This is a genomic window from Streptomyces sp. NPDC001709 (assembly GCF_053596375.1).
This window is the reverse complement of sequence record NZ_JBSFGB010000007.1, coordinates 207,631-226,131: the sequence shown is the minus strand read 5'-3', so window position 1 is coordinate 226,131 and position 18,501 is coordinate 207,631. Positions and strand designations below refer to the sequence as shown.

Genomic DNA, 18,501 nt, shown 5'->3' with positions numbered 1-18,501 from the left:
GCACTCCTAACTGTGGGACTGTCGGTTGACCGTCGGCACCCTTCCTACACCAGGAGCCTTGAGCCGACGACCGCGCTCAAGTCCGCCGCAAGCCGCAGCTCGGTCGCGCGCAGCGCGGGATGCTCCAGCCAGTGCAGCCGGGCCCGGTCCGGCTCGCCCTCGTGCAGCGGTGGCCAGCCGGTCGCCGGAGTGAAGTCGTCCACGACGACCGTCCCGCCGGGCACCAGCAGCCGTTCCACATCGGCGGGCGCATCCCCGGCCGCCTTGCCCTGCCCGCCCCCGTCGAGCACGAGCAGGTCGAAGGGCCCGTACTCCTCGATCCGCCGCCAGTCGCCGCCGAGCACGGTGACCTCGGGCCGCCCCGAGAACAGCCGCGCGGCGGCCCGCGCCCGCTCCGGATCCCGCTCCACGCTGTACAGCCGCACCCCCTGCGCCGCCCCCGAGGCCAGCCAGGCCAGGCCCACTCCGAGGCCGGTCCCGGTCTCCCCGATACGGGCCCGGGCGCCGCCCGCCAACGCGTGCAGCAGGCGGCCCTGTTCGGGGCGGCAGGAGTACGGGAAGCGGTGGCGGCGGGCGGCGGTGAGCGCGGCCCGTACGAGGGGCGGCAGCCCGGGCACGCCGGTGTACGCGTCGGTGCCGTCGATGGCCATGGTCACTTCATACCGGACGGCGAGGGTTGTTAGCCTCACCGTGATCGAACCGTCGTACGACAGGGAGGCCGTCGTGCCCCGCATCGCCCTCGCCACCTACGACCCCGGCACCGAGCCCAGCCACGACACCGACCTGCCGGAGCTGGTGCGGGCGCTCGGCGACGCAGGGGCCGAGGCCGAGGCCCGGTACTGGGACGACCCGCACGCGGACTGGGGCGGCTACGACCTCGTCGTCATCCGCTCCACCTGGGACTACAGCTGGCGCGCGGCGGAGTTCGGCGCCTGGGTGGAGCGGGTCGGCGCACTGACCCGGCTCGCCAATCCGGCGCCCGTGGTGCGCTGGAACACCGACAAGCGCTACCTCGGGGAGCTCGCGGCGGCCGGGGTGCCCACCGTACCCACGCGGTACATCGCGCCGGGCGAGCCGGCCGACCTGCCCGACGACCACGAGTACGTCATCAAGCCGACCTCGGGTGCGGGCGCCCGGTTCGCCGCCCGGTACATGCCGGACGGGCACGAGCAGGCCGTACGGCAGCTGGCCCGCATGCACGCCGAGGGCCTCACCGCGATGGTGCAGCCGTACGTGGCCGGCATCGACGTCAGCGGGGAGCGGGCGCTGCAGTTCTTCGGCGGCCGGCTGCTGCACGCGAGCCGCAAGGGTGCCGTCCTCGCGCCGGGTACGCCGTACGACGCGGACAAGGTGGCGCATCCGGGTCTGGAGCGGTGGGAGCCGACTTCTGCCGAACTGGCGGTTGCGGAGAAGGCGTTGGGTGCCGTTCCCGGTGCGTCCGGGTTGCTGTACGGCCGCGTGGACCTTGTGGACGGTGAGGATGGCGAGCCTCGGCTGATGGAGCTGGAACTGGTGGAGCCGAACCTGTTTCTGTGGCTGCATCCGGGGTCGCTGGAGCGGGTGACCGAGGAGATTCTGGCGGCTGTCGAGTAACGCCTAAGGGGGGTGCCGCATTCTGCTGTTCAGCGGCTGCGGCATGCCTCCGCATACGCCCGCACCAGCGGCCGTTGCCCGTCCCCCCTTCGCCACGCCAGTGCGTAGCGGCTCGGGCCGATGCCCCGGACCCGGCGGGTGGTGACGCCGCCCAGGGTGATCAGGGGGGCGTTGCCCTCGGCGACCAGGCAGATTCCGAGGCCCGCGACCAGGGCCTCGTATGTCTCCTCGGCTCCGGAGATCTCCGCGCCGATACGGGGCGGGCGGCCGGCGCGGGCGTCCAGGGCGAGCCAGTGGTCGCGCAGTGGGCCCGCGCTCTCGGGCAGGGCCAGGAACGGCTCGTCCAGCAGGTCCGCGAAGTCGATCTCGGCGCGGGCGGCGAGGGGATGCGAGTCGGGGAGGGCCAGGAGCCGGGGCTCCTCGGCGACCACCGTCCAGGCGTAGCGCTCCTCGTCGGGCAGCGGCAGCCAGACGAAGGCGACATCGACGGTGCCGTCCGCCAGGCCCGCCGTCGGGTCGTCCCAGCTCATCTGGCGCAGCCGGACCGTCGTCTCGGGGTGTGCGGCGGTGAAGCGGGAGCGGATCGCGGGCAGCAGGCCGCCCCGGCCCGGACTGGTGCTCATGCCCACCACCAGCGTGCTGCGCTGGGCCGCCTTGGCCGCCTCCACGGCCGCCGCGCCCGCCTCCCAGGCGGCCAGCACGGTGCGTGCGCGCGGCAGCAGCGCCTCGCCCGCCGCCGTCAGCGCCACCCCGTGCTGATCACGCCGGAACAGTTCCGCCCCCAACTGCCGCTCCAGTGCCCTGATTTGCTTGCTCAGTGCGGGCTGTGAGACGTACAGGCCCTCGGCGGCGCGGGTGAAGTGCAGTTCCTCGGCGACCGCGACGAAGTAGCGCAGATCGCGGGCGTGGACGTCGATGGCCATAGCCGTTGGTTATCACCGAGGGTCTTGGACGGGCAACGGCATCCGGTCGCAAGGTGGTTCGTGTCAGATCGATCGAGACACGCGGGGAGTTGTGATGAACAAGGTGTGGCTGGTGACCGGGGCGAGCAGCGGGTTCGGGCGGGCGATCACCGAGGCGGCCGTCGCCGCCGGTGATGTGGTGGTCGGCGCGGTCCGGCGGCCCGAGGCGCTGGACGACCTGGTGGCCGCCCATCCCGACCAGGTGGAGGCGCTGCGGCTGGACGTGACCGACCTGGCGGCGATCGAGCCCGCCGTACGGGACGTGGTGGCCCGGCACGGGCGGATCGACGTGCTGGTCAACAACGCCGGCCGCACGCATGTCGGCGCCGTCGAGGAGACCACCGACGACGAGCTGCGCGCCCTGTTCGACCTGCACTTCTTCGGCCCGGCGGCGCTCGTCAGGGCGGTGCTGCCGCAGCTGCGTGAGCGGCGCTCGGGCGCGATCGTGCAGCTGAGCAGCATGGGCGGCCAGATGTCCTTCGCGGGCTTCGGGGCGTACAGCGCGACGAAGTTCGCCCTGGAGGGGCTGTCCGAGGCGCTCGCGGACGAGGTGCGGGAGTACGGCGTCAAGGTGCTGATCGTCGAGCCGGGTGCGTTCCGGACGTCGCTGTTCGAGGCCGACCGCGCCGGGGTCAGCTCCGACACCGGGGTGTACGCCAAGGTCGGCGAGACCCGGGGTGCCGTCGCCGGCGGCCACGGCAGCCAGCCCGGCGACCCGGCCAAGGCGGCGGCCCTGATCCTGGCCGCGCTGGACGCGGAGGACACCCCGCTGCGGCTGCCCCTCGGCAACGACGGGGTGAGCGCCGTCCTGGCCCACCTCGACCAGGTCCGCGAGGACGTCACGGCCTGGGAGAAGCGGACCCGGGCAACCGCCTTCGACGCGTGACCTAGGCCCTGTCGTTTGGATCATCCCGGCGTCGCGGGGTCTGGCACGCACATCTGCGGCGTTGTCGTCGGTTGCCGACTCCCCCACGCTCGGCTTCTCCCCCACGCTCGGCTTCGCTCGCGCGGGGGGACCCCCATCGCGTTGGCGCCCTCCTCCGCCTTGCAGCTGCACGCACCAGACCCCGCTCGGGTCGGTTGGAAGGCGCCGTGACCTACAGCCGGCCTGATCCAAACGACAGGGCCTAGGCGAGTACGGCCGTCCGCTGCAGCAGCCCCCAGGTGAACTCGGCGACCACTTCGTGCCGTACGCCGTCCGGGCCGGGCGCGGTGAAGGCCAGGCCCCAGCGGGTCGGTGCCGTGCCCTCCAGGGGGCGGGCCGGGGGGAAGGCGCGGGCGGCCTCGTCCACCGTGCAGGACCAGGGGACGAGGTCGTCCAGGGTCTGCAGGCGCGGTGCCGGGGCGCCCGGCGCCCGTACCAGCCACTCGTTCCACACCGCCCCGTCCGGCCCGACCAGCACCTCGAAGCGCAGGTCGGGCCAGAGGGGCAGGGCCCAGCGCCGGGCCTCGCAGTCGACGTCGCCGAGGCGGCGCGGGAGGACGGACTCGGGGGCGCCGAGGACGGAGCGGTAGCGGGCGGCGGCCGACCTGGACCTCGGCGAGCGGACCATGGCCTGCCAGCGCTTGTTCGTCTCCCGCATGTCCGCGATCGAGACGCCCAGCTGCCGGCGGGCGTCCTCGACCAGATCCGGGTTGTGGTCGGCCATGCGGCGCAGCAGGACCAGCTGGAAGTCGAGATCCATGCCCCCATGGTGCACCGTCTGCTTCCCGGCCATTGCCGGGGCAGGTCTCCCATGACTAGCCTGTGTTCGCCATGCCGATCGCCTGTTGAAATCTCGAACATAGGCGCTTAGACCCAAGGGAGGGGGCCGGACGTGGGACGCCTCGTGCCTGCCGTGACCCGGGCTCTCGACATTCTTGAGCTGTTCCTCGACGGGGACGGGACGCTCTCCGCCCCCGACATCGTGCGCAAGCTCCAGCTGCCGCGCACCACCGTGCACGAGCTGGTCACCACGCTCGCCGCACGCTCGTACATCGTGCCGGTGCCCGGACAGCCCGGACGCTACCGGCTCGGCGTACGCCCGTACCAGCTCGGCAGCCGCTACGCCGAGCAGCTCGACCTCGCCGCCGAGGGCCAGCAGGTGGCCCGCTCGGTCGCCGAGACCTGCGACGAGACCGTCCACGTGGCGATCCTCGAGGGCACCGACGTCATCTACATCGCCAAGGTCGACTCCACGCACGCGGTGCGCATGGTGTCGGCCGCCGGCCGCCGCCTGCCGGCCCACTGCACCTCGGTCGGCAAGATGCTGCTGGCCTCGCTGCCCGAGCAGGAGCTGGCGGCGCGGATTCCGGACGACGCCGAGCTGACCGCGATGACCCCCAACAGCATCACCGACCCCGCCGCGCTGCGCGAGGCCCTCGCTCAGATCCGGCAGCGGGGCATCGCGGTGGAGAGCCGCGAGTCCAACCCGGACGTGAGCTGTGTGGCCGCCCCCGTGCGCGACCGCACCGGCCAGGTGGTCGCGGCCCTGTCCATCTCGGTCCCCATGATCCGCTGGAGCGACGAGCGCCGGGCCGAGCTGGAGCAGCTGGCGGTGAAGGGCGCGGCGGAGCTGTCCGAGCGTCTCGGCCACCGGGGCGCGGCGTGAGCGGCGGGTACGAGGTCGCCGTACGGGCGGAGGCGGAGCTGGGCGAGGGCCCGACCTGGGACCCGGCGGCGGGCCGGCTGATCTGGCTCGACATCCTGGGCATGCGCGTCCACACCTACGACCCGGCGACGGGCCGGCGTACGGTGCGCACGACCGAGCAGCACGTGGGCGCGGTCAAGCCCCGCGCGGGCGGCGGCCTGGTCCTCAACCTCCGGGACGGCGTGGGCCTGTTGGACCCCGACGACACGTTCCGCTGGCTGCACCACGAGCCGGTCACGGGCCGCCGCGCGAACGACGCCGCGGTCGCGCCCGACGGCTCGTTGTGGGCGGGCACCATGCGGTACGACGAGGCACCGGGCGGCGGCACGCTGACCCGGCTGACCGGTGACGGCGGGGTGGAGACGGTCCTGTCCGACGCCACGGTCAGCAACGGGACGGGCTGGAGCCCGGACGGGGCCCTCATGTACTACGTCGACTCACCGACCCGTCGGGTGGACGTCTTCGACTACGACGGCGAGCGGGTCCATGGGCGCCGGCCGTTCGTGGAGATCGAGGAGGGCGCGGGCTTTCCGGACGGGCTGACCATCGACGCGGACGGGTGCGTGTGGGTGGCGCTGTGGGACGGGGCAGCGGTGCGCCGCTATACGCCGGGCGGCTCGCTCGACCGTGTGATCGGCTTGCCCACGCCGCGGACGACGGCCTGCGCGTTCGGCGGCGCCGGCTTGAGCGACCTGTACGTGACGACTGCCCGCACGGGTCTGTCCTCCCCGCATCCCCTCTCGGGCTCGGTGCTGGTGATCCCGGGCGCGGGGACGGGTTTGCCTCAACCGGCGTTCCAGGGCTGACCTGGGGAGGGCTCTCGCTTGCCCGCGCTTGCGGGGTGCCGCTGCGCCCACCCGTGCCGCCCCAGCGGCACGACTGCCCGCAGCTACGGCGCGCATGCGGGTGCGGCGGGCGACGGCCTAAAGAACCCCCGCCGCCTTCCGTTCCTCCGCGGTCAACGGAGGCCCCGGCAAAGGGGGTTGGAGCGGCCCCACCACCGCCGCGAGCAGCACACCGGGCGTCAGCAGGACCTCCGCCCCCCGCTCCAGTGACGTCACGTCGGTCACCCGGCGCGCGATACGCCCGTTCCCCGTCGCGGTGTACATCAGACGGTCGACGTAGGCGGACAGGAGCCGGTCCCGAAGAGTGGGACCGGCTTCCGTCGCGCCGGGGTAGAACACGTCCTGGCCCAGCGCCAGGTCCCACGCCGCCCGCACCGGGCGGGCGACCGCCCGCTGCACGCGGCGGGCCAGCCCGGGCGTGCCCCAGCCGTGCCGGCGTATCACCTCGCGGAGCCGCACCGCGCTCTGTGCCGCGGCCGCCAGACCGTGGCCGTAGACCGGGTTGAACACGGCGAGCGCGTCGCCGAGGACCGTGAAGTTCTCGGGCCACACCGGCATCCGCTCGAAGAAGTGCCGGCGGTTGAGCGTGGAGCGGGTGACCGACACGTCGGACAGCGGCTCGGCGCGCTCCAGCAGTTCACCCAGCAGCGGATGCCGCAGCTTCTCACGGGCGAAGGGGACGAAGTCCCCGTTCGCTGCGGAGGGTTCGCCGCCGCGCGTGCCGGCGAGCGTGACGATCCAGCGGCCGTTCTCGATGGGCAGCAGGAAGCCCGAGCGGCCCGGGCCCGCACCGCGCGGATCGAGCTGCACGTTGACCACCGGGAAGCCGTCGCGGGCCGTCTCGGGGGCGAGGAAGAGCCGGCTGGCATAGACCAGGCCCGGGTCGATCTCCCGGCACTCCGGCGCGGGCAGCCCGAGGTCCGCCAGCCACTGCGTGGCCCGGGACCCGCGCCCGGTGGCGTCGACCACGAGGTCGGCCGGCAGGGTGCGTTCGGTGCCGTCCCGGGTCCGGATCCGTACGCCGGTGACGGCGGCGTCGGTGCCGGTGAGGCCGAGGGCCTCGGCGCCGTCGACGAGGTCGATCCGCTCGTCGGCGAGGACGTGTGCGCGGATCGTGGCGTCCAGCAGATCCCGGCCGGCCAGGATCACGTGGTGGGACTCGGGCCAGCGCCGGAACCAGCCCTGCGGGGAGAGCGCGACCACGCCCGTGGTGACCGGATGCCGGCGCCCCCCGGCGGCGCTGAGCGCGTCGGTGATCCCGGGCAGCAGCTCCTCCATGGCCCGTACCCCGCCCGACCACAGCATGTGGGCGTGCCGGGCCTGCGGCAGCCCCTTGCGGGGTGCGGGGCCCTCGGGCAGGGTGTCGCGTTCGACGATCACCACGCGGTCGGCGGACCCGGCGAGCGCACGCGCCGCGAGCATGCCGGTGTGGGATCCCCCCAGCACGACGGCGGTTCCAGGCCCTATCGGTCTGGCGGGGGAGGGGCGGTCAGTCATGCGCGGGCACGCTCTCTGCCGGGGCGGCCGCGTGGGCACGTACCGCCAGGATGTCGTCGGGGTGGCGGAGGGCTTGGGACACGGCCTGGATCTCCTGGAGCAGGTACGCCGTGTCGGGGCCGGACGGGGAGCCGGTGCCGTCGGCGCGCAGCGGCCGCTCGCCGCCGGCCGCGTCCAGCAGGGTCAGGGCGGCGGCGAGGGCCCTGGCCCGGCCCGGTGCGTAGCCGAGGGTGAGGGCGGCCTCGTACGAACGCGCGCGCAGGTCCTCGTCCAGGTGCCGGGACAGTTGCAGCAGGGCGTCGCGGATGAAGGTCTCGCGGCGGATCAGACGCAGTTCGGCGGGGGCGTGCGGGGCGAAGGGCTCGCGCTCGCCGGTGACGGTGCGCATCAGCTGGTAGAGGGGGACCAGGCCGCGGTGCCGCAACCGGACGTGCCAGCGCTCGTGCAGGTACTGGCCGACGTGCGGGAGGATGAAGCCCACCGCGACCAGGGTGGCGGAGACGCACGCGCCCGCCGGGGCCATGTTGGTGCTGAGCCAGTCCAGGTCGTGGCCGGTCCACCGGGCCACGACGGCGGTGAGCTTGGCCGCGTCGAAGCACAGGTTGGTGGCATAGCCGACGGCCAGCAGCCGCAGTCCCCAGCGCAGCCAGGCGTCGAGGCCGTCGGTGCGGATCCAGTTCCAGATCAGCCGGGCGGTGATCGAGCAGGCCACGGTGTGCGCGACGAGGTAGAGCAGGATCTCCTCGCGCATGAAGGGGGTGTTGGCGTAGTACGTGTCCAGGTCCCGCGGCCGCTCCACCGGCACGTCCGCGAGCGCGAACAGCACCCACAGGGCGACCACCACACCCGCGTAGATCGAGACGACCCAGCGGGTCACCCGGCGGGTCTGGGCCGAGCGGTCGGAGCGGCCGTTGCGCCAGGCGATGATGAGCAGCAGCCAGGACGCGCAGAGCGCGGTGATCAGGGAGTACACCCAGGGCGCCGAGATGTTCGGCACGCCGGTGACCCGGTTGGTCCAGGCGATGGTGCGCGGGGCCGCGAAGACGAACACCGCGCAGGCGAACAGCAGCAGACCGCCGACGGCACGCAGCATCGGGTCCCGCCACATCTTGATGATGCTGGGCAGCTTGATCGCCAGGGCGGCGGCCAGGACGGCGGTGGGGATCCAGAAGGAGACGGACAGCTCACCGAGGAATCCCGAGGAGTCGAACGCCAGGATCACCGCGCGGCTCCTCTTCCTCCGGACGCGCGGCTCGCCTCCGGTGTACCGGCCGGGGACCCCGAGGGCCCGATCGCGCTCGGCACCTCGCGCCTCCGCGGAGCCCCGCGCTCGGCTTCCTCCTCGCGCCGGGCCGCTTTCCCGCGCTCGGCTGTTTCCCCGCGCCGGGCCGCTTCCCCTCGCTCGGGTTCGCTCGCGCGGGAGCTGCCCCCGTCGCGGGCGGGACCCCATGCCCTCCCGCCACCGCCACGATCCTTCGGCTCGCTCGACTGTTCGCGGCCTCGATAGCCGAGGGTCCTTTGCACCGGGCTCAGGGTCCGCTGCACCGGGCCGAGGGGGGCGCCCGTACCGGAGGCGGTGAGGTGGGGGCGGAACAGGGCGGCCAGGCGGTGTCCGAAGTCGTCCGCTTCGGCCTCGTCGGCCTCCCGGGAGCCGTTGCGGGCGGCCACGGTGAGGGGCATGCCCCGCCAGCCGGGCGCGTCGGCGAGTGCGCGGGCCGCCGCGTCTCCGGCCAGGTGGGGGTGCCGGTGCCCGGCGTGCAGATGCCACAACTCGTGGCCCAGGATCACCAGTTGCTGTACGGCCTCGGCCCGCTCCTCCACGATCACCAGGTCGAAGTCGGCGAACTCCAGCCACAGCCCGGTGACCTCGATCTCGTCCGGGAAGCGCTCGAAGCGCAGGCGAACCGGCCGCCCGCCGCGCAGTGCGCTCATCTCCTCGCACAGCGCCCCGCACAACTCCCGTACGCCGTCGGGGGCTTCGGGGCGGGCGCGGACGGCCGCGCCGAGGTCGCCGGCCAGCGAGCGCATCGCCGAGCCCGGACGGGAGCGCCGTAGCCGTGCGGCCAGCCATGCCGCCCGCTCGCGCGCGCCCGTGATGCCCATCGCCTCCCCCTTCTGCCGGTCCGAGCCTACGCGTTGGACGTGTGCCCGTCATGAGATCCGGCGGCGGTCGTCAAAGAGAGAACCACCCTATGAGCTTGTGTCCTACCCATTGACGCGGAAGCGCTTCAAATCTACGGTCCCGTTCGCAGCTACGAGCGCCATTCGGTATTCCGAACACTCGGAAGGACCTCATGAGCAAGAGCACCGCCCGCTTCACCCTGGATCCCGCGTTCACCATCGGTGAAGTGAACCCCCGCCTCTTCGGCTCCTTCGTGGAACACCTGGGCCGCTGCGTCTACACAGGCATCTACGAGCCGGACCACCCCACAGCAGATGCCCAGGGTCTGCGTGCGGACGTCCTCGACCTCGTACGCGAACTCGGCGTCACCGCCGTCCGCTACCCCGGCGGCAACTTCGTCTCCGGCTACAGGTGGGAAGACTCGGTCGGCCCCGTGGCAGACCGCCCCCGCCGCCTGGACCTCGCCTGGCACTCCACCGAGACCAATCGTTTCGGACTGTCGGAGTACATCGCGTTCCTGAAGAAGCTCGGTCCCGAAGCCGAGCCGATGATGGCGGTGAACCTCGGCACCCGCGGCGTAGCCGAAGCCCTCGCACTCCAGGAGTACGCCAACCACCCCTCCGGCACCACCCTCTCCGACCTCCGCGCGGCACACGGCGACAAGGAACCCTTTGGCATCAGGCTCTGGTGCCTGGGCAACGAGATGGACGGCCCCTGGCAGACCGGGCACAAGACGGCCGAGGAGTACGGCCGTGTCGCAGCCGAGACGGCCCGCGCCATGCGCCAGATCGACCCCGCCGTCGAACTGGTCGCCTGCGGTTCCTCCAGCCAGGCCATGCCCACCTTCGCCGCATGGGAGGCGACCGTCCTGCGGGAGGCGTACGACCTGGTCGACTACATCTCCCTGCACGCCTACTACGAGCCCACCGACGGCGACGTGGACTCCTTCCTCGCCTCGGCCGTCGACATGGAGTCCTTCATCGAGAACGTGGTCGCGACGGCCGACCACGTCGGCGCCCGGCTCAAGTCCAGGAAGAGGATCAACCTCTCCTTCGACGAGTGGAACGTCTGGTACCTCTCCCGCTGGGAGGAGCACGCGAAGACCCTGGACCAGAGCGACTGGCCGGAGGCCCCGCGTCTGCTGGAGGACAACTACAGCGTCACGGACGCCGTCGTCCTCGGTTCGCTCCTCATCGCCCTGCTCCGGCACGCCGACCGCGTCACCGTCGCCTGCCTCGCCCAGCTGGTCAATGTGATCGCCCCGATCATGACCGAGCCGGGCGGCCCGGCCTGGCGGCAGACGACGTTCTTCCCGTTCGCGCAGGCGTCGAAGTACGGCCGGGGCGAGGTGCTCGACGTGCGGGTGGACTCGCCGACGTACGAGACGAAGAAGTACGGCGAGACGGACCTGCTGCACGCCACGGCGGTCCGCGCTGCCGACGGCGCGGTCACGGTGTTCGCCGTCAACCGCAGCCGCACGGACGCCCTGCCCCTCGAAGTCGCCCTCGGCGGCATGGAGTTGACGGCCGTCACCGAGCACAGCGCGCTCGCCGACGCCGACCCCGGTGCCCGCAACACCCTCGACGATCCCGAGCGGGTCACCCCGCACCCGGTCGAGGGCACCGTCCTGGCGGACGGCACCCTCAGCGCCGTACTGGAACCGCTGTCCTGGAACGTGATCAGGCTCGCGTGATCAGACGGGCGTGACCGGCAGTCCGCCGCTCGTCCTGCCGAGCAGCGTCAGGCCCACCTGCCCCGGCCCCGACAGCGTGGTGAACTCCGAGAGGACCGCCAGCGCGAGGGTGTTGGTGCCCCGGGTGCGCAGGATGCCGTTCGGCAGGACGAAGGTGTGCTGGGGGCCGACGTTGTTGATGTACTGGCCCAGGTTCCAGCCGTTGAGGAAGATCTGGGCGCGGTAGGCGCGGTACGGGTCGTCCCGAAGGGTCAGGCCGATCGACGCGTCGACGTCGGCCGGGACCGACAGCCGGAAGGTGGTCCGGTACCAGGTCACGCCCTGGTACCGGGCCGCCCGCGGGAACGTCGCCCTGTCCCAGTCGCGGTCCCGGAAGTCCGGCAGGTGCCAGCCCTCCCGCTCGCCGTACAGGCCGCCGTTGTTCATCGGACCGCGCACGGGGTCGGGAGCCGCCGCGCCCTGGATCCGCCAGCGCACCTTGGGCGAGGCGCCCTTGAAGGTGGCCGCCGTCAGCCCGCGGGCCGCCTTGTGCGTGTCGAGCCCCTTGCCGTCCTGGTCGTGCTGCATGCGCCGCACGAGTACGGACAGCACATGCCGGCCCGGCGAGCGCAGCGCCTCGCGCACCGGGAGGGCGGCCGTCGCCGTCCAACTCCCTTGCCGGGCGGTGTTCTTGTCCGGTACCGGCATCCGGTGGGTGCCCAGCGGTTCCCCGTCCAGCCAGGCCATCAGCAGGCCCTGGGTGCCGGTGCTGTAGGCGAGCGAGATCTCCTCCAGGCCGGTGGAGTCGGAGAAGGTGCCCCGGTACCAGACGTCCCCGTAGTGGAAGCCGTAGTCGTCGGCGGACAGCACCGGCCCGCCGTCGGGGACCGGTGTGGTGCTGAACGACGTCTTCTTGTCCGCGACCCTCCAGCGCGAGTCGTCGAAGCCGGGACCGGCCTCCGGGTTCTCCCTGCGCATCCGCCAGTCGCCCAGCTCGGGCAGCCTCACCTCGGGGACGGCCGGCAGCAGGCCGTTGGTCATCAGGCTGCCGGACATCGTGACCCGGGTGGGCACCGTGCGCCCGTTCCACACCAGGGTGTCGATCCCGCGCGGCCCCCACACCTCGATGCTCGTCGCCCCGGTGACGTCACCCGTCAGGTGGACCTCGGAACCGCGCAGTTCGACGTGCCGCAGCAGCGCCGGGCCGTACACCAGCAGGGTCCCGGACGGGGTGTCGTACGGGAAGAGGCGTACGACGGTGGCGTCGTCGGCGAAGAGCAGCAGCAGCGGGGTCTCGGTCTCGCCCTTCTGCACCAGCACACGGGTCAGCCCGTCCTGGCCGAGGGGAACGTTCACATGCAGTTCGTCGTTGTCGACGACCCAGGCGGCCTCCGGGTCGAGACGCATGACGTCCGGCTCGGCCTTGCACTCCAGCACCAGCTCGGCCATCTCCCCGCGGCGCCCGGAGAACAGCGCGATGTCCTGCCGGCCCGCCGTCAGCCACAGCACCGGCTCGGCGGTGGCGTACTTCAGCGTCCGCTTGCCCAGCTTCAGCCCGGTCGCGAGCAGCCTGGCGTCCTTGCCGGGCAGGGAGATCCGCACCCGGCCGGCGTCGGTCGGCACATCGGTGGTGACCGTGTCCGTGCCGTCGTTGCGGGCGACGTAGACATGCGCGCCGGTGTCCGGGTTGGTCAGGTGGTAGACCTTCAGGCCCTCGGCGTGCACGTCCGCCGCCCGGTCCAGCTTGGCGAAGTCGGGCACGCGCTGGAGCAGATGCCCGAGCTGGTGCATCGGGGCGATCTTGTCGGTGACGTTCCGGGCCTCGTCGATGGCGGCGCCGTAGTCGTACGACGTGTAGACGACCGGCGCGGGCAGCCAGCCCCAGGAGGTCCCGCCGAAGGTCATGTAGACGTTGTGCAGGGTCAGGCCGTTGGCGAGGTTGGTGAGGTAGAAGCGGCGCTCGTACGCGGCGTCCCTCGTGCGCCGGGACTCGGCGTACCCCTTGCCGTCGAACCAGGCCCCGCCCCACGGGTCGAACCAGCCGCCGCCGAACTCGGGCACGAACCCGGGCGTGGACGGCGAGGCGCTGGCCCCGCCCCTGGCCCCGCCGGGCCCGAACGTCCCCCAGTCCGGCGGGGTCTGGGACGGCGACGGATAGCCGTCGAACCCGTACAGCCAGCCGCCCGTCTCGCCGCCGGTGCCGAACGAGCCCGGCACCCAGTACCCGTTGCGCCCCTTGTCGTTGTGGAACAGCGGGACGTCGATGCCGTCGGCCCGGACCTTCCGGTACAGGTGGGACATATAGGCACGGCCGGTGGCGTCGCCGGCGTGGGCGTCGTACTCGTTCTCGATCTGGTACAGCAGGATCGTGCCGTTGCCCTGGGTGAACAGGTGCCGGCGGGCGATCCGGTTCACCTGGGTCAGCCACTCGTCGACGTGCCCCAGGTAGGTCGGGTCGTCGGTCCGGGCCCTGCCCTCCGTCGCCGTCAGCCAGCCGGGGAAGCCGCCGCCGTCCACCTCGGCGTTGATGTACGGGCCGGGCCGCAGGATGACGTACAGGCCCGTCTCGGCGGCCATCCGCAGGAACAGGTCGAGGTCGCGGACGCCGGTGAAGTCGTAGTGGCCGGGCGCGGGGGAGTGGTAGTTCCAGGCCACGTAGATGCTCACGGCGTTGTAGCCGTGGGCCCGCATCTTCTGCAGCACGTCCCGCCACAGAGACGGGCTCGGCAGCCGGAAGGGGTGCATCTCGCCGGACCAGACGACCAGCCGTCTGCCGTCGACGAGTAGCGAGTACCGGTCGTAGCCGATGGTGTGCCGCTCGCCGTCGGCGCTCGGCGGGGCGGGTGCCGGGCCGGTCGGCACACTGCGCGCCGCGTAGGCCGAGGGCGCCCCGGGGCCGCCGCTGCCGCCCAGGGCGAGCCCGAGCGCGGTCGAGCCGGCCAGGGCACTGAAAGTACGTCTGCTGAGCGCCAAGGTGGATCCTCCCGGGCGATCTTACGGGGCGCGGGCGAAGGCCATTCTCCATGCGGCGACGCCCCACAATGGACCCATGAGGATCTCGGCACGGGCGGATTACGCGGTACGGGCAGTACTGGAACTGGCCGTACGGCAGGGTAACGGCCCGGTGAAGGCGGAGGAAATCGCCGCCGCCCAGGGCATCCCGCACAAGTTCCTGGAAGGGATCCTGGGCGACCTCAGGCGCGGCGGGATCGTCGACAGCCGGCGCGGCGGAGGCGGCGGTTACCGGCTGGCGCGGGACGCGGCCGGTGTCACGGTCGCGGACGTGATCCGCGCGGTGGACGGCCCGATCGTATCGGTCCGCGGGGAACGCCCGACGGCCCTCGCCTACACCGGCACCGCACAGCCCCTGCTGCCCCTGTGGATCGCGCTGCGTGCGAACGTCCGCCGGATCCTGGAGGGTGTCACCCTCGCCGACCTCGCGGCGGACGCGCTGCCCGAGCCGGTACGGGCCCTGGCGGCGGAGCCGGCCGCCTGGGAGAACCCGTAGCGGCCCGGTGTGAACGGCCGGTTGTGAATGGCCGGAGTTGAACCTCCCGGCGGTGAGCGGGGCTTCCTACGATGCGGAGCGCTTCACAGGCTCCACACAGACCCCCCACACTCGACCACGGGAGAAACCATGGCTGGTGGATTCCTCCTGAGCGGTGCCGTGGCGGCGCTGCTCACCACCGCGCTACCCGCCCACGCAGTCGCGGGCGGCCCGATCGACAACCCGCCCCCGGACAAGATCGTCATCGACGTGGCGACGGTGAACGGCTCCGGCTGTCCCGCGGGCACGGCCGCGGTGGCCGTCTCGCCGGACAACACCGCCTTCACGGTGACCTACAGCAGCTACCTGGCCCAGGTGGGCGGCAACTCCGACCCGACGGCCTTCCGCAAGAACTGCCAGCTCAACCTGGTGGTGCACGTCCCCCAGGGCTTCACCTACGCGATAGCCAGCGCCGACTACCGGGGCTTCTTGTCCCTGCAGCCCGGCGCGAGCGCGACCCAGAAGGCCTCGTACTACTTCCAAGGCTCCTCGCAGACCGTCCCCAAGACCCACCCCTTCACCGGCGCCTACAACGACGACTGGCAGGCCACCGACAGCACCGACTGGGCCCAGCTGGTCTGGGCGCCCTGCGGGGTGCTGCGCAACTTCAACATCAACACCGAGCTGCGGGTGAACGCGGGCACCAGCTCGCCCGGCAAGGTCAGCTTCATGACGATGGACTCGACGGACGGGGACATCAGTACGATCTACCACCTGGCGTGGAAGGAGTGTCCGAACACGTAGGCGGGTGCGCGCCACGCCGGTCACTGTGAGTAGGCGATGGCCCGTACCGATTCTCGCCGGTGAACAGTCATCCAGCGTTGACCTGCGGAAACGTTCGACCAGGGGTTATGTCCGCAAGGGGCGCGCGAGGGGCGCACGTCGAGTGCGTCGATTGCTCTCGCGCGCCCTCCGGCTTGATCACTCAACGTTAGCGACTCTGCTACTTCTGTGTACGCAGCGTGATGACAGCAGGTCGTCGCGCCCCTTACGTGTCATGGAAGACGAGGTAGAGCCATGCCCCTCGACACCACAGTGACCGCACCGGCGGCGGGCCCGGAGTCCGAGCAGCAGCAGCGCGAGCAGCAGAGCCTCAGCACCGCGGCGGCGCGCAATCTCGCCACCACCACCAAGTCCGAACCCCAGATGCAGGGCATCACCTCCCGCTGGGCGAGCCGCATGCTGCCCTGGGTGAACGTGCCCGGCGCGACGTACCGGGTCAACCGCCGCCTGTCGTTCACCGTGGGCGACGGCCGGGTGACCTTCGTGAAGACCGGCTCGAAGGTCCAGGTGATCCCCGCCGAACTGGGCGAACTGCCGCTGCTGCGCGGCTTCACGGACGCCGACGTGCTCGGTGCGCTGGCCGACAAGTTCGTGCAGAAGGAGTTCGCTCCGGGCCAGATCATCGTGCAGGAGGGCCGCAAGGCCGACCAGGTGTACCTGATCGCGCATGGCAAGGTGGAGAAGATCGGCGAGGGGCCGTACGGCGACGAAGCCGTGATCGGACTGCTGGCGGACGGGGACACCTTCGGCGGCCGGGTGATGTCCGGGCAGGCCAAGAAGTGGGACTTCACGGCCCGCGCGCTGACCGCCACCACGGTTCTCGCGCTGCCCATGACCGCGTACAAGGCGGTCGCCGACCGGCACGAGGCGCTGCGCAGGCATGTGCAGCAGATCAGCTCCAACGGGCACCGCAAGCTGAGCAAGTCGGGCGAGGCGGAGATCGCGCTCTCCTCCGGGCACGTGGGCGAGGAGACCCTGCCGCAGACCTTCGCCGACTACGAACTCACCCCGCGTGAGTACGAGTTGAGTGTGGCGCAGACCGTGCTGCGGGTGCACAGCCGGGTCGCCGACCTCTTCAACGAGCCGATGAACCAGACGCAGCAGCAGTTGCGGCTGACCATCGAGGCGCTGCGCGAGCGGCAGGAGCACGAGCTGATCAACAACGAGGAGTTCGGCCTGCTCAACAACGCCGACTTCGACCAGCGGATCTCCACCTTCTCGGGCCCGCCGGCGCCGGACGACATGGACGAGCTGCTGAGCATGCGGCGCAAGACCCGCTGTTTCCTCGCCCACCCCAAGGCGATCGCCGCGTTCGGCCGCCAGTGCAACAAGCGGGGCATCTACTTCGGCGGCATCGAACTGAACGGCAACCACCTGCCCGCGTGGCGCGGGGTGCCGCTGCTGCCCTGCAGCAAGATCCCGATCAGCGAGCAGGGTACGACGTCGATCATCGCCATGCGTACCGGCGAGGACGACCAGGGTGTCATCGGCCTCTACCAGACCGGCATCCCGGACGAGGTCGAGCCCGGCCTGAACGTCCGCTTCATGGGCATCAACGAGCAGGCGATCATCTCCTACCTGGTCAGCACCTACTACTCGGCGGCCGTCCTGGTGCCGGACGCCCTCGGTGTCCTGGAGAACGTCGAGATCGCCCGCACGAACGGGAGCTGACGGCGGTGTCGTTGACCTCCCGGGTCACGGCACCCGCCGCGCCCCACGACATGGCGGGCCTGGTCCGGACCCTGCTGCCGACGGGCCCGCCACCGCCGACACCGCCGCCGCCCCGTCCACTCCCCGGCCCCACAGGCCCGGGCACATCGGCGGCGCACCTGCTCTCCAGGACGACACCACCCCCACACCACCCCCACGCAACGCCCCCCACAGCCGGCGTCCCCCTCCCACTACCTCCTCCCCCGACCGCCGTACACCCGCCGGGGGCTGGGACTTCGACGGGGACGGGTCATACTCCGGCGGCCGGAACCGCACCCGCGTCCACGCCTCAGCCGCTGACGGCTGCGTATCCGGCACCGGCCGCGCCGCCCGCCGGCCCCACCGGGCTGGGCGCATCGACGGCGGGTCCCGCTGCGGCGACCGGGCGACCGCCGGTGGGCGAATCCCCGGCACCGGCCGCGCCGCCCGCCGGCCCTACCGGGTTGGAGGCGCCGACGATGGCCGGGAACGCGCCGTCGGCGGGTGTGTCACCGGCACCGGCCGTGCCGCTGACCGGCCTTGTCGGGCTGGGGGCATTGGTGGCGGCCGGGGATTCGGCGGAAGCGGGTCAGTCGTCGGCGCCTGCCGGAATTCCGCCGTCGACGGCTGCCCATACACTCGCGTCCACGCCGCAACCACCGGCCGGCGCATGCCCGGCATCGCCCGTGCTGCTGGTAGACCCGCCAGGGTTGGGCGCATCGGCGTCAGCCCCCTTTCTTAGTGGGCTGGGCGCATCGGCGGAGGCGGGTCCTGCTGTGGTGGCCGGGCGACCGCCGGTGGGCGAATCCCCGGCACCGGCCGCGCCGCCCGCCGGCCCTACCGGGTTGGAGGCGCCGACGATGGCCGGGAACGCGCTCGCGTCCACGGCTCGGCCGATGGCCGCGCAGCCGTCGGAGGGTGTGTCTCCGGCACCCGTCGTGCCGTCGACCGGCCCTACCGGAGCGGGCGTATTGGCGGCGGCGCTCGGCCGTAGTGGTCGTAGTGCGGTGGTAGTCGGGGAGTCGGCGGAGGTGGGTTCTGCTGTGGCGGCCGGGCTGTCGTCGGTGGGTGTGTCTCCGGCATCCGTCGTGCCGTCGACCGGCCCTACCGGAGCGGGCGTATTGGCGGCGGCGCTCGGCCGTAGTGGTCGTAGTGCGGTGG

The 18,501-nt window shown here is 72.3% G+C and carries 14 protein-coding genes and 2 pseudogenes; 8 read left to right on the top strand and 8 right to left on the bottom strand.

Annotated features, from left to right (window positions below; genetic code table 11):
* Positions 1–44: 44 nt before the first annotated feature.
* Positions 45–650: an O-methyltransferase gene (locus tag ACWC0C_RS13630; protein ID WP_450864073.1), complete on the bottom strand. Its 606-nt coding sequence runs from the start codon at positions 648–650 to the stop codon at positions 45–47.
* Between the two features lie 73 nt (positions 651–723).
* Here ACWC0C_RS13630 and ACWC0C_RS13625 point away from each other — a divergent pair, with 73 nt between their 5' ends.
* Positions 724–1,593: an ATP-grasp domain-containing protein gene (locus ACWC0C_RS13625; RefSeq protein ID WP_450863916.1), complete on the top strand. Its 870-nt coding sequence runs from the start codon at positions 724–726 to the stop codon at positions 1,591–1,593.
* A 29-nt stretch (positions 1,594–1,622) separates the two neighbouring features.
* On the opposite strand, the gene ACWC0C_RS13620 is transcribed toward ACWC0C_RS13625, so the two are convergent.
* Positions 1,623–2,516 (bottom strand): LysR family transcriptional regulator, encoded by an 894-nt coding sequence (locus ACWC0C_RS13620; protein WP_450863914.1) that lies wholly within the window; start codon positions 2,514–2,516, stop codon positions 1,623–1,625.
* 94 nt (positions 2,517–2,610) lie between these two features.
* On the opposite strand from ACWC0C_RS13620, the gene ACWC0C_RS13615 reads away from it, so the two are divergent.
* Complete coding sequence (locus ACWC0C_RS13615) at positions 2,611–3,441, top strand: oxidoreductase (RefSeq protein WP_450863912.1); 831 nt, start codon at positions 2,611–2,613, stop codon at positions 3,439–3,441.
* 241 nt (positions 3,442–3,682) lie between these two features.
* On the opposite strand, the gene ACWC0C_RS13610 is transcribed toward ACWC0C_RS13615, so the two are convergent.
* Entirely contained in the window at positions 3,683–4,240 is a 558-nt protein-coding gene (locus ACWC0C_RS13610) for a hypothetical protein (RefSeq protein ID WP_450863910.1), read from the bottom strand.
* Between the two features lie 132 nt (positions 4,241–4,372).
* Here ACWC0C_RS13610 and ACWC0C_RS13605 point away from each other — a divergent pair, with 132 nt between their 5' ends.
* Together ACWC0C_RS13605 and ACWC0C_RS13600 are read left to right on the top strand one after the other, a co-directional pair.
* A complete protein-coding gene (locus ACWC0C_RS13605; RefSeq protein WP_449197957.1) occupies positions 4,373–5,146 on the top strand; it encodes an IclR family transcriptional regulator in 774 nt (257 codons plus the stop codon).
* Positions 5,143–5,991, top strand: a complete 849-nt coding sequence (locus ACWC0C_RS13600) for an SMP-30/gluconolactonase/LRE family protein (protein ID WP_450863908.1) — start codon at positions 5,143–5,145, stop codon at positions 5,989–5,991. Before ACWC0C_RS13605 ends, ACWC0C_RS13600 begins: the two co-directional genes overlap by 4 nt.
* 117 nt (positions 5,992–6,108) lie before the next feature.
* On the opposite strand, the gene ACWC0C_RS13595 is transcribed toward ACWC0C_RS13600, so the two are convergent.
* From ACWC0C_RS13595 to ACWC0C_RS13585, 3 genes and pseudogenes are all read right to left on the bottom strand, one after another.
* Positions 6,109–7,527, bottom strand: a complete 1,419-nt coding sequence (locus ACWC0C_RS13595; RefSeq protein ID WP_450863906.1) for an FAD-dependent oxidoreductase — start codon at positions 7,525–7,527, stop codon at positions 6,109–6,111.
* The gene (locus tag ACWC0C_RS13590) at positions 7,520–8,749 is read right to left on the bottom strand and encodes an MAB_1171c family putative transporter (RefSeq protein WP_450863904.1); all 1,230 of its coding nucleotides are present in this window, start codon (positions 8,747–8,749) and stop codon (positions 7,520–7,522) included. Before ACWC0C_RS13590 ends, ACWC0C_RS13595 begins: the two co-directional genes overlap by 8 nt.
* Before the next feature lie 272 nt (positions 8,750–9,021).
* Positions 9,022–9,630 (bottom strand): annotated as a pseudogene (locus tag ACWC0C_RS13585) (toxin-antitoxin system, toxin component family protein); the annotation flags it as partial.
* A gap of 191 nt (positions 9,631–9,821) precedes the next feature.
* Between ACWC0C_RS13585 and arfA the strand changes: the two are divergent.
* Positions 9,822–11,342 carry an arabinosylfuranosidase ArfA gene (gene arfA, locus ACWC0C_RS13580; RefSeq protein ID WP_450863902.1) on the top strand — a complete coding sequence of 507 codons (1,521 nt, stop codon included), beginning with the start codon at positions 9,822–9,824 and terminating at the stop codon, positions 11,340–11,342.
* Here the strand turns inward: arfA and ACWC0C_RS13575 are convergent, their stop codons facing one another.
* The gene (locus tag ACWC0C_RS13575; protein ID WP_450863900.1) at positions 11,343–14,294 is read right to left on the bottom strand and encodes a glycoside hydrolase family 35 protein; all 2,952 of its coding nucleotides are present in this window, start codon (positions 14,292–14,294) and stop codon (positions 11,343–11,345) included.
* Between the two features lie 76 nt (positions 14,295–14,370).
* Here ACWC0C_RS13575 and ACWC0C_RS13570 point away from each other — a divergent pair, with 76 nt between their 5' ends.
* The 3 genes from ACWC0C_RS13570 (at position 14,371) to ACWC0C_RS13560 (ending at position 17,322) form a co-directional block, all read left to right on the top strand.
* A complete protein-coding gene (locus ACWC0C_RS13570; protein WP_449197951.1) occupies positions 14,371–14,829 on the top strand; it encodes an RrF2 family transcriptional regulator in 459 nt (152 codons plus the stop codon).
* Positions 14,830–14,958: 129 nt separating this feature from the next.
* The gene (locus ACWC0C_RS13565; protein ID WP_450863897.1) at positions 14,959–15,612 is read left to right on the top strand and encodes a DUF4360 domain-containing protein; all 654 of its coding nucleotides are present in this window, start codon (positions 14,959–14,961) and stop codon (positions 15,610–15,612) included.
* Between the two features lie 273 nt (positions 15,613–15,885).
* Positions 15,886–17,322, top strand: coding sequence for a family 2B encapsulin nanocompartment shell protein (locus ACWC0C_RS13560; protein ID WP_450863895.1), 1,437 nt, complete (start codon positions 15,886–15,888; stop codon positions 17,320–17,322).
* 607 nt (positions 17,323–17,929) lie between these two features.
* On the opposite strand, the pseudogene ACWC0C_RS13555 reads toward ACWC0C_RS13560, so the two are convergent.
* A pseudogene (locus tag ACWC0C_RS13555) lies at positions 17,930–18,501 on the bottom strand (hypothetical protein); the annotation flags it as partial.

Coding starts and splice junctions, on each gene's coding strand:
- ACWC0C_RS13560 (WP_450863895.1), top strand. CDS start 15,886: ATGCCCCTCGACACCACAGTGACCGCACCGGCGGCGGGCCCGGAGTCC.
- arfA (WP_450863902.1), top strand. CDS start 9,822: ATGAGCAAGAGCACCGCCCGCTTCACCCTGGATCCCGCGTTCACCATC.
- ACWC0C_RS13615 (WP_450863912.1), top strand. CDS start 2,611: ATGAACAAGGTGTGGCTGGTGACCGGGGCGAGCAGCGGGTTCGGGCGG.
- ACWC0C_RS13630 (WP_450864073.1), bottom strand. CDS start 650: ATGGCCATCGACGGCACCGACGCGTACACCGGCGTGCCCGGGCTGCCG.
- ACWC0C_RS13570 (WP_449197951.1), top strand. CDS start 14,371: ATGAGGATCTCGGCACGGGCGGATTACGCGGTACGGGCAGTACTGGAA.
- ACWC0C_RS13595 (WP_450863906.1), bottom strand. CDS start 7,527: ATGACTGACCGCCCCTCCCCCGCCAGACCGATAGGGCCTGGAACCGCC.
- ACWC0C_RS13565 (WP_450863897.1), top strand. CDS start 14,959: ATGGCTGGTGGATTCCTCCTGAGCGGTGCCGTGGCGGCGCTGCTCACC.
- ACWC0C_RS13620 (WP_450863914.1), bottom strand. CDS start 2,516: ATGGCCATCGACGTCCACGCCCGCGATCTGCGCTACTTCGTCGCGGTC.
- ACWC0C_RS13610 (WP_450863910.1), bottom strand. CDS start 4,240: ATGGATCTCGACTTCCAGCTGGTCCTGCTGCGCCGCATGGCCGACCAC.